This window comes from Blautia sp. JLR.GB0024 (assembly GCF_037000545.1).
Lineage (GTDB): Bacteria > Bacillota > Clostridia > Lachnospirales > Lachnospiraceae > Blautia > Blautia celeris.
This window is the reverse complement of record NZ_JBANBF010000027.1, coordinates 26,490-36,564: the sequence shown is the minus strand read 5'-3', so window position 1 is coordinate 36,564 and position 10,075 is coordinate 26,490. Positions and strand designations below refer to the sequence as shown.

The window sequence follows — 10,075 nt, the reverse complement described above, 5'->3', positions numbered from 1 at the left end:
TCCGGATGGAGAACTGTCGGCTTCCATGCGGTATCTCTCACAGCGTTATACCATGCCGGTTAAGACCGTTGGCGGGCTTTTGACAGATATCGGTACGGAGGAGCTGGCTCATATGGAAATTATATGTGCCATGGTTTATCAGCTTACCAGGGATCTGACTGTGGAACAGGCACAGGCGGCAGGCTTTGATGCCTACTATATAGACCATACCAAAGCATTGTGGCCTCAGGCAGCAGCAGGTGTTCCGTTTACTTCGCTGGAGTTCCAGTCAAAAGGGGATGCCATTGCGGATCTGACAGAGGATTTGGCTGCAGAGCAGAAGGCAAGAGTGGTTTATGACAATCTTTTGAGAATGATAACAGACCCTGAAGTGAGAGAACCGCTGAAATTTTTAAGAACAAGAGAAATTGTGCATTTCCAGCGTTTCGGAGAGGCACTGGAGAAGACAAAAGAGAGACTGGATTCCAATAATTACTATTATTTCAATCCGGAATTTGATAAAAAATTTCTTCAGAATTAGTCCGGTGCATATGGTTGGGAGTACACTGCACGTCAGGACCAATCTAAAAAACAGCCGTTATCTGAAAAACAGCAGCTTTTCAGATAACGGCATTTTTATGCAGCCGGGCAGCAGGTATCTGTCCGGTTTAGAATTTTTTCCAGGTATCCCTGGTGAAGAGCAGAAGGATCGGGAATAATTCCAGTCTTCCTGCAAGCATATCGAAAATCAGAATTAATTTGGCGCCCCCCGAAAAGATAGAGAAGTTCTGGGTAGGCCCAACCAGTTCCAGACCGGGCCCGATATTGTTCAGGGTCGCCGCCACACTGGTGAAGTTCGTTATCAGGTCATGATTGTCAAAGCTTATGAACAGTGCAGAGAATGCAAACACCAGCACATAGGCGATCATGAATACATTGGTGGAACGGACAACTTCATGCTCCACCAGTTTTTCATCCATTTTGATCTTTTTAATGCTGCGCGGGTGGAGATACTGGCGCAGTTCCTTTTGAATGGTCTTCATCAGGATGACAAAACGTGACACCTTGACGCCGCCGCCGGTACTGCCTGCACAGGCACCGACAAACATGAGGATGACCAGAATCGTTCTGGACATTTCCGGCCATGTGTTAAAGTCCGTGGTGGCAAATCCCGTTGTAGTGATGATGGATGCCACCTGGAAGGATACCTGCTGCAGTGATTCAGCGATACTTCCGTAAATATGATACACATTTATTGTGATGGTGATTATGGCGATGGCAATAATAGCCAGATACCAGCGAATCTCCTCAATATGCAGGGCCTGTTTCAGCTTGCCGCTGATGATCAGGAAATAAGCACTGAAGTTTACACCGAATAAAATCATAAATACTGTGACAACCACCTGGATATAGGTGGAATAGCCGGCAATACTGTCATTTTTAATACCGAATCCGCCGGTACCGGCAGTACCGAAGGAGGTAGTCAGCGCGTCAAACACAGGCATACCGCCGCAGAGCAGGAAAAGAATCTCAAGCAGAGTCAGTGCCAGATAAATGCCGTACAGGATTTTGGCCGTAGACTGCACTTTCGGTACTAGTTTGCTCACAGAAGGCCCCGGGCTTTCCGCTTTCATCAGGTTCATATGATAACCGCCGCCTGTCAGCGGAAGCAGGGAGAGCAGAAAGACAAGGACACCCATACCTCCGATCCAGTGGGTAAAACTACGCCAGAACAGGATACAGTGGGAAAGTGACTCCACCTCCGGCAGAACACTGGCACCGGTGGTGGTAAAACCCGACACCGTTTCGAAAACAGCGTCAATCACGTTTGGAATGGAGCCGCTGAATATAAACGGCAGCGCTCCCATGATACTGAGCACGATCCAGCTCAGCGCCACAGTGACAAACCCTTCTTTTGTATAAAAAATTTTGTTCTTTGGCTTTCTCTGAGTCAGAGGTATGCCAATGAGGAGGCACAGAAGCATGGCGAGTACAAAAGCCCATCCGCTGGATTCCTTGTATATCACGGCGACAATACAGGGAAGGAGCATAAAGAGTGCCTCAAAATTTAAGATCCATCCTATGATGTAGGAAATAATTGAGTAATTCATTTCATCCCTCGTAAATTATTTATTTTTCAGTATATCTTTAATGTCGTGCAGCCCCTTTACAGTGGTGACTACAATCACTGTGTCTCCGAGCTGAATGCTGTCCTGTCCCCGTGGAATGGTGATTTTTCCTTTCCGGTTGATGCAGGTAACGAGAAGATTGTCCCTGATATTCAGCTCTGCCAGAGGGGTGTCCAGAAACGGGCAGTCCTCGTGTACGGAGAACTCCAGGGCCTCTGCCTTGTTGTCCAGAATCTGGTAGAGGGTTTCCACATTGCTGCCGATGCTGTTCTGCATGGCACGCACGTACTGCAGGATATAGTCAGCAGTCAGGTATTTGGGATATACAACGCTGCCCACGTCCAGGCCTTCTATGATATCATCAAAGGCAATACGGTTTACCTTTGACACCAGTTTTGCATTGCTGTTCTTTTTGGCGAACAGAGCCAGTAGAATATTCTCCTCGTCCAGATTGGTGAGTGTTACAAAGGATTCCACACGTGTCAGGCCCTCTTCAAGAAGCAGATTCTTATCCGTGCCGTCACCGTTGATGATCGTAGCATCAGGCAGAAGCTCACTTAACTGTTCGCAGCGGTCCTTATTGGCTTCCACGATCAGTACCCGGATCTTCATGGCGAGCAGAAGCTTGGCCAGATAATAGGAAAGGGTACCTCCTCCCACGATCATGGTGCTCTTGACCTGGTGTGTGTGGATTCCGATTCTCTTGAAGAAAAGTGCGGAATTGACAGGGGAGGCAATGATAGAGATAATGTCGTTGTCTCTCAATACAAAATTACCGGAGGGAATACTTACCTCGTCTCCGCGCTCTACGGCACATATGAGGATATTGTTCTTGTAGCGTTCCGCTACTTCCATGACGGTCATCTGGTCTAAGTGAAATTCAGGTTTTACTTTGAATTTCAAAAGCTCTACCCTGCCCTTTGCAAATGTATCGATTTTGATGGCAGAGGGAAAACGCAGCAGCCTGGATATTTCAATAGCGGCGGCATGTTCGGGATTGATGATCATGGAAATGCCCAGACGCTCTTTGATAAACCCGATTTCCTTGCTGTACACAGGGTTTCGGACCCTGGCAATGGTGTGACATTTGCTGACTTTTTTTGCGATCAGGCAGCAGAGAAGATTCAGTTCGTCAGAACCGGTCACAGCGATCAGGATATCGGCAGTCTCAATGCCGGCATCCAGCAGGGTGTTGATACTGGATGCATTGCCCAGCACGCCCATGATATCTGCGTCTTCTGTAATGTCCTGGACCTTTTTGGCGATGATATCGACCATAACTATATTGTGTCCTTCGTTGCTGAGTTGTTCGGCAAGGGTACGGCCCACTTTACCACTGCCTAAAATGATGATTTTCATAACTTCCTCCAGAGATTAAAATTGTATAAAAAAAATATACCTGACATAAAGATTTTATAAAGGGATATCGTCCAATCATTATAACACCACTTGCATTATTTTTAAATCATAGAATCATAAATTTTTCTGTAATTTATAGGAAAAATATAGTGATATTTGACAAAAAGAAAAGATTCTGCTATACCTAACTCAAAAGAGATGGAAAGGGAGCGGAAAATGGGGAAAAAGAAAACAGCCAACTGTGAGTATTGCAGCAATTACGTCTATGACGAAGAATACGGATATTACACCTGTGATGTGGACCTGGATGAGGACGAGATGGGCAGGTTCATGACGAACACATTCCAGAACTGTCCTTACTTCCAGATGAATGATGAATATAAAATCGTGAGAAAGCAGATGTAAATGAGAGGCTGTGCTCCGCTGAATATTCAGACGGAACACAGCCTCTCTTTTGGCAGAAAATCTGCCAACGCATATCACAGATTTTTTCTGTAAAGAATGCGGATAGAATTTAATACACACAGGATTGCCACACCGGTGTCGGCAAAGACTGCCATCCACATGGAGGCAAATCCGAAAAGGCCAAGTATCATGACCAGAACCTTGATCACCAGGGCGAAAATTACATTCTGCCAGGATATACGGCTGGTGGCTCTTGCGATAGACAGTGCCTGGGGAACGGCCTCCATGGAAGAATTCATAAATACCACGTCGGCGGCCTCTATGGCGGCATCCGCACCGCTTCCCATGGCAGCACCTACATCCGCACCGGCCAGTACGGGAGCATCGTTGATTCCGTCACCTACAAACATGACGGAGCCGTATGTGCTGCGCAGGCGCGTCAGTTCGTTCAGCTTATCCTGAGGCAGGAGACGGGCGCGTACTTCGTCGATACCAGCTGCTCTGGCAACAGCCTCAGCGGTTTCCCGGGCATCGCCGGTGAGCATGGCAGGTGTGATGCCCATATCCTTTATTTTTTTGACTGCGGATTTGGCGTCCCCTTTCAGGGTGTCGGCGATGATAAGACAGCCGATGTAAGTGCCGTCCTTAGCTGCAAATACTTCTGCACCGAGTCCGTCTGTTGTAATGTTTTCCATAGAAACATGGAATTTTTCCATCAATCTGCGGTTTCCGCAGAGTACTTGGGAACCGTTTATGACTGCGTGTATGCCGCAGCCTGCAATCTCCTCCACGGTATCAGGCCGTGTGACTGTCATTCCTTTTCCCTGTGCTGCTGAGACGATACTGTGCGCAATGGGATGGGTGGAGGTGGATTCACAGGCTGCACAGAGTTCCAGCAGGGTATCTGCGTTTACAGAGTCTGCGGGAAGAACCGTCTGCAGGACGAAGTTACCCTCCGTCAGGGTTCCTGTTTTATCCATAATAACTGCATTTACATTGCGCATGGCTTCCAGGGAGATACCGCCTTTGAATAGGATGCCTCGCTTGGAGCCGGCTCCGATACCGGAGAAAAATGCAAGAGGAACGCTTAAAACCAGGGCGCATGGACAACTGATCACCAGGAAGGTGAGTGCTGTGTATACCCAGTGGTTCCAGTCCCCTGTTATCAGGGATGGTATGACAGCGGTTGCCAGTGCAAGAAATACTACAAAAGGTGTGTATACCCTTGCAAAACGTGTGATAAAACGGTCAATTTTAGGTTTGCTGGCAGCAGCATTTTCCACGGAATCCAAAATGCGTGTTACCATGGATTCCTCCAGCACTTTTTCAACACGTACCTTTAAAAGTCCGGAGGTATTGACACAGCCGGAAGTCAGTTCATCTCCGAATCCTGCTTTGACAGGTACCGGTTCTCCGGTCACCGGGGAAGTGTCAATGCGGCTTTCTCCTTCAATGACCACGCTGTCCAGAGGGATCCGGTCGCCGGGGCGGATCAGGATAATATCCCCCACCTCAGCATCCTGGGCGGCTATGGTCTTTGTGTCATCACCGATTACCAGGGTGACTGTCTCGGGTCTCATATCCACCGCATCCATGATCTGGGAGCGGCTTCTCTCAACTGCTTTGTGCTCGAAATATTCTCCGATGCGGTAGAACAGCATAACGCCCACGGCTTCCGGATATTCTTGGATGACAATAGCGCCGATGGTAGCGGCACTCATCAGGAAATTTTCATCGAATACGTGGCCTTTTGTCAGGTTGCGGAGTGCCGTCAGCACGATTCTTCCGCCAAGCAGGACATAGGCAGTAAGCAGTACCACGAGGGAAGGCAGCTCCATACCCATTTGCTCCAGCACTTCCCCTGCAATGAAAAGGACAGCGCCGGTGCAGAGGGCCAGAATGGTTTTGGTATCCTGTGAGAGCACTCTTGTGGCGGGCACGACATCCTGAATGGGAAGCGTGTCTGCGCTTTTCGGAGTGGTGTCTTTTGGCTTGATGGTCACACCATCCTCAATATCTGTACAGATTTTCCGGATCCGGTCCAGCAGAAGGTCGGGATCTCGTCTGGCGGTAATGCGGAGCTGGCGTGTGGCAAATGTCAGAGTGGCACTTGACACTTCAGGGAGGGCGTTTATCTTTTCCTCCATTTTGGATGCGCAGTGGGCGCAGCCCAGATTGTCGATCAGGTATGTTTTCGTGGTAAAAGAACCGGGCATTTTAAAACGGGGTACCACTTCAACCTGGGATTCTATGGAAGTACAGATTTCCCGGATACGCGGCAGCAGAGCGGCGTGGTCTCTGGCTGATAGTCTGAGCTGACTGGTGGCAAATGTAATGGAGGCGTATTCCACACCGGGAAGCTCTTTGATTTTGGCCTCCATTTTGGCAGCACAGTTTGCGCAGCCCAGATTTTTTAAAATATAAACTTTCTTTTCACAGTCGGCATCAGGCATATGGCACCTGCAGTTGGCAAGGCTTTCGCCGCAGATATCGCAGTATTCCTCATGTGGATGGCAGAGTTCACACTGGCAGTCCGCCGGATGCCCGGGGGTGTGATGTGAGCCCGCATGTCCGTGAGAGTGGCCGCCGTGGTCATGGTCGCAGCCGCAGTCGCAATGTTCGCCATGGTCATGGTCACAGCCACAATCGCAAAGCTCGCCATGCGTATGCTCATGTGTATGTTCGTGAGAATGACCGCCATGGTCATGGTCACAGCCACAATCGCAAAGCTCGCCATGCGTATGCTCGTGTGTATGTTCATGAGAATGACCGTCATGGCTGTGTTCACAGCCACAGCCGCAATGCTCATCATGCGTCTGCTGATGAACATTCTCACCTTCAGGCTTCCGCAGTTCACCGGAAGAGGCTTTCTTTTCCTGCTTCATATTCAGTCCCTCCAAATCTATTTTTCTATCTATGTAACTATAGTATATTAAACATATGAATATCTGTTCATATATTAATATGAATAGACCAAAAAGTCAATATAAATAAAGAAAAAAGTAAAAGAAATCAAAAATACCCCCTCCTGTTGAAAAACCTGATTGCGGCCCGGTCAAAATGGAGATATAATGGGAAATAACATCTGGCCCCAGGGCCGGAGTGTGCTTAACGGCAGTGGTGCCTAACGGCAGAGGCGTTTTTATTTAGAATGCAGGAAGGATAGAAGCATGTCATTTATAGAATTCCAACATGTGAAAAAAATATACGGCAGTAAAAATGAAGTGGAGATCAGAGCTCTGGATGACGCCAGTTTTTCTGTGGAAAAAGGCGAGCTGGCGGTGATTTTGGGTGCATCGGGAGCAGGGAAGACCACAGCTCTTAATATTCTGGGCGGTATGGACAGTGCCACCGAGGGAGAGGTCATTGTGGACGGCAGACATGTAAATGAATATAAAGCAAAGGATCTGGTCACATACAGACGCAATGACGTGGGCTTTGTATTTCAGTTCTATAACCTTGTTCCAAACTTAACCGCCCTTGAAAATGTAGAGCTGGCTGTACAGATATGCAAAGATTCCCTGGACCCGGCCACTGTTTTGGGAAAAGTAGGGCTTGCGGAGCGGACATCTAATTTTCCGGCACAGCTCTCCGGCGGTGAGCAGCAGAGGGTAGCCATTGCCAGGGCGATCGCCAAGAACCCCAAGCTTTTACTCTGTGATGAACCCACAGGTGCCCTGGACTATAATACAGGCAAACAGATTCTGCAGCTTTTGCAGGACACCTGCCGCAAGGAACATATGACTGTTATTATCATTACCCACAACTCTGCGCTGGCCCCCATGGCTGACCGTGTGATCCGATTCAGGAGCGGTAAAGTGACAGAGATAACAAAAAATGACCACCCCATACCGGTGGAGAAAATCGAATGGTAACAGAGAGCAAAACAGAACAGGAGGATAGACCTATGAATATAAAAGAAGCAACCAGAAAAATGAAACAGGACAGTTTCCGCATGGCAGCCCTCAGCGGGGAGCAGAGAAATGCCGCTTTAGAGGCAGTAAGAATCGCTCTTCTTGCTAACCGGGAAGCCATATTCAAAGCTAATCATGAGGATATGGAAGCGGCTGAAAAGGCAGGGATCGCGGCAGCTGTGATGAAAAGACTGAAATTCGATGAGCATAAGCTGCAGGATGTAACCGCCGGAATCGCTGAACTCATCAAACTGCCGGACCCGCTCTCAAAGGTGCAGCTTGCCAGGGAACTGGATAAAGGTCTGGAACTTTACCGGGTGACGTGTCCCATCGGTGTGATCGGCATCATATTTGAAGCCAGGCCGGACGCGCTGGTACAGATTTCTTCCCTCTGTTTAAAGAGTGGGAACTGTGCCATCTTAAAAGGCGGCAAAGAGACAGCGAGGACCAACAAAGTTCTGTTTGAGATCATCTATCAGGCAGCCGTGCATGAAGGCGTGCCGGAAGGGTGTATGCTGCAGGCCGAGCTTCATAATGAGATCGACGAACTGCTGTCCTGCCATGAGACAGTAGATCTGCTCATTCCCAGAGGTTCCAATCAGTTTGTACAGTATATTATGAACAATACGAAAATACCGGTTATGGGTCATGCCGACGGGGTGTGCCATATTTATGTGGATGCATGTTACGATAAGGAAAAGGCAGTCCCCATTATCATAGATGCCAAGACACAGTATACAGCAGCCTGCAACGCTGTGGAAACGCTGCTTGTAAACAGAGAGGCAGCAGAGGAGTTTCTGCCGGTCATAAGCAAAGCTCTGGGAGAGAACCATGTAAAAGTGAGAGGAACCCGTGAAGTGGCAGAAATCATTCCCTGTGAAATCATGGAGGAGGACGCATTTGATACAGAGTATCTGGATCTGGTGTTATCTGTGAAACTGGTGGACAGTGTACAGGAAGCAGTGGAACACATTAACCGGTTCGGCTCCCATCACACAGACTGCATTATCACAGAGAACAGGGACACTGCGCTGACCTTTATGCAGCTTGTGGATTCTGCCGGTGTATATCAGAACTGCTCCACGCGGTTTGCTGACGGTTTCCGCTACGGATTCGGCGCGGAAGTGGGAATCAGTACCGGTAAAATCCATGCCCGGGGTCCCGTGGGACTGGAGGGGCTTGTGACATATAAATATAAACTGTTCGGCAGCGGACAGATTGTGGGGGACTACGCGGGCGGCAAAAAGCAGTTCCATTTTAAAGACCTGGAGGCATAACAAGGAATGATAGAAAAAGCAAAGACACTGCTGCTGAGTCTGACACCCATTGCCCTTATGTATATCATTCAGATTGCCGCGGCATTGGGCGGACAGGTTCTTATACTTTTGACAGGCCAATTTATGACCGCGATCCATGTGTACCAGTCGCCGGTCATGGATTATGTGGTGAACCAGTATGTGTATATTGTCAGTGCTGCCTCCTACGGGATCTTTCTGCTGGCGGGATATTTCTGGTACCGCAGGGTGATGGCTGACAGACGTGCCGCTTATCTGGAGAGAGGCCACAAGGCCGCTCTTAACTCAGGCGCAATTCTGGGAATCTTTTTTGTGGCCCTGTTCATCCAGTTTGCGGTCACCAGCCTTCTCAATATACTTGCAGTGGTGGCACCAAATCTGATGGGGCATTATATGGAAGTGATGAAAGGGCTGGGCATGGCGGAGCCATCCATACTGTCTATGTTCTATGTGGTCGTGATGGCACCCCTGGCGGAAGAGCTTCTCATGCGCGGGCTCTGTCTGAAAATACTGGAGAGAAGCTTTCCTTTCTGGGCGGCGAATTTCCTCCAGGCGTTGTTTTTCGGCCTTTACCATATGAATCTGATACAGGGCTGTTATGCCTTTTTAATGGGTCTGATCCTGGGCAGACTGGTTAAGAAATACGGTACCCTGAAGGCATCCATGCTCTGCCATTTTATCATTAACTTCAGCGGACAGGTGATATCTGTAATTAATTTCAGTGTGTTGGGAATCTTTCTCGGTACCCTGGTATGTGCAGGTGTCCTGGTGGTTTTGTATATATGGGAAAAACGGAAAAACGAGGATTATCTGTATCGATAACCAGGTATCAATGAAATAAAACAGTGCGAAACGGTGATCACGCTGCTGGGCTTCTGCCATATAACAGCGGCATCACCGTTTTTTTATATATCCGGTTGACAACTATCTTTGTCAGGTGCTATAATCAATGACAAGAAAAGTTGTCAAAATGACAAAGGATTTTGTCATAAAG

General features: G+C 48.4%; 9 protein-coding genes. 5 read left to right on the top strand and 4 right to left on the bottom strand.

The window, feature by feature from the left end; all coding sequences use genetic code 11:
* Positions 1–520, top strand: a 520-nt coding sequence (locus V8Q34_RS26480) for a manganese catalase family protein (protein WP_335836602.1), incomplete at its 5' end; no start/stop codon positions are given.
* 127 nt (positions 521–647) lie between these two features.
* Here V8Q34_RS26480 and V8Q34_RS26475 read toward each other — a convergent pair.
* Both V8Q34_RS26475 and trkA read right to left on the bottom strand, forming a co-directional pair.
* Complete coding sequence (locus V8Q34_RS26475; protein ID WP_033140841.1) at positions 648–2,090, bottom strand: TrkH family potassium uptake protein; 1,443 nt, start codon at positions 2,088–2,090, stop codon at positions 648–650.
* Positions 2,091–2,105: 15 nt separating this feature from the next.
* The gene (trkA, locus tag V8Q34_RS26470; RefSeq protein WP_033140842.1) at positions 2,106–3,467 is read right to left on the bottom strand and encodes a Trk system potassium transporter TrkA; all 1,362 of its coding nucleotides are present in this window, start codon (positions 3,465–3,467) and stop codon (positions 2,106–2,108) included.
* A 216-nt stretch (positions 3,468–3,683) separates the two neighbouring features.
* Here trkA and V8Q34_RS26465 point away from each other — a divergent pair, with 216 nt between their 5' ends.
* On the top strand, positions 3,684–3,872 hold the full coding sequence (locus tag V8Q34_RS26465) for a DUF6472 family protein (RefSeq protein WP_033140856.1): 189 nt from the start codon (positions 3,684–3,686) through the stop codon (positions 3,870–3,872).
* A 74-nt stretch (positions 3,873–3,946) separates the two neighbouring features.
* Here V8Q34_RS26465 and V8Q34_RS26460 read toward each other — a convergent pair whose 3' ends face one another.
* The gene (locus tag V8Q34_RS26460) at positions 3,947–6,325 is read right to left on the bottom strand and encodes a heavy metal translocating P-type ATPase (protein WP_335836601.1); all 2,379 of its coding nucleotides are present in this window, start codon (positions 6,323–6,325) and stop codon (positions 3,947–3,949) included.
* Positions 6,286–6,702, bottom strand: a complete 417-nt coding sequence (locus V8Q34_RS26455) for a hypothetical protein (RefSeq protein ID WP_335836600.1) — start codon at positions 6,700–6,702, stop codon at positions 6,286–6,288. Before V8Q34_RS26455 ends, V8Q34_RS26460 begins: the two co-directional genes overlap by 40 nt.
* Before the next feature lie 340 nt (positions 6,703–7,042).
* Between V8Q34_RS26455 and V8Q34_RS26450 the strand changes: the two genes are divergently transcribed.
* The 3 genes from V8Q34_RS26450 to V8Q34_RS26440 are packed head-to-tail and all read left to right on the top strand — an operon-like array spanning position 7,043 to position 9,903.
* Entirely contained in the window at positions 7,043–7,747 is a 705-nt protein-coding gene (locus V8Q34_RS26450; protein WP_033140735.1) for an ABC transporter ATP-binding protein, read from the top strand.
* Between the two features lie 32 nt (positions 7,748–7,779).
* Complete coding sequence (locus V8Q34_RS26445; protein WP_033140739.1) at positions 7,780–9,063, top strand: glutamate-5-semialdehyde dehydrogenase; 1,284 nt, start codon at positions 7,780–7,782, stop codon at positions 9,061–9,063.
* A gap of 6 nt (positions 9,064–9,069) precedes the next feature.
* Entirely contained in the window at positions 9,070–9,903 is an 834-nt protein-coding gene (locus V8Q34_RS26440) for a CPBP family intramembrane glutamic endopeptidase (protein ID WP_148393533.1), read from the top strand.
* Positions 9,904–10,075 lie beyond the last annotated feature (172 nt).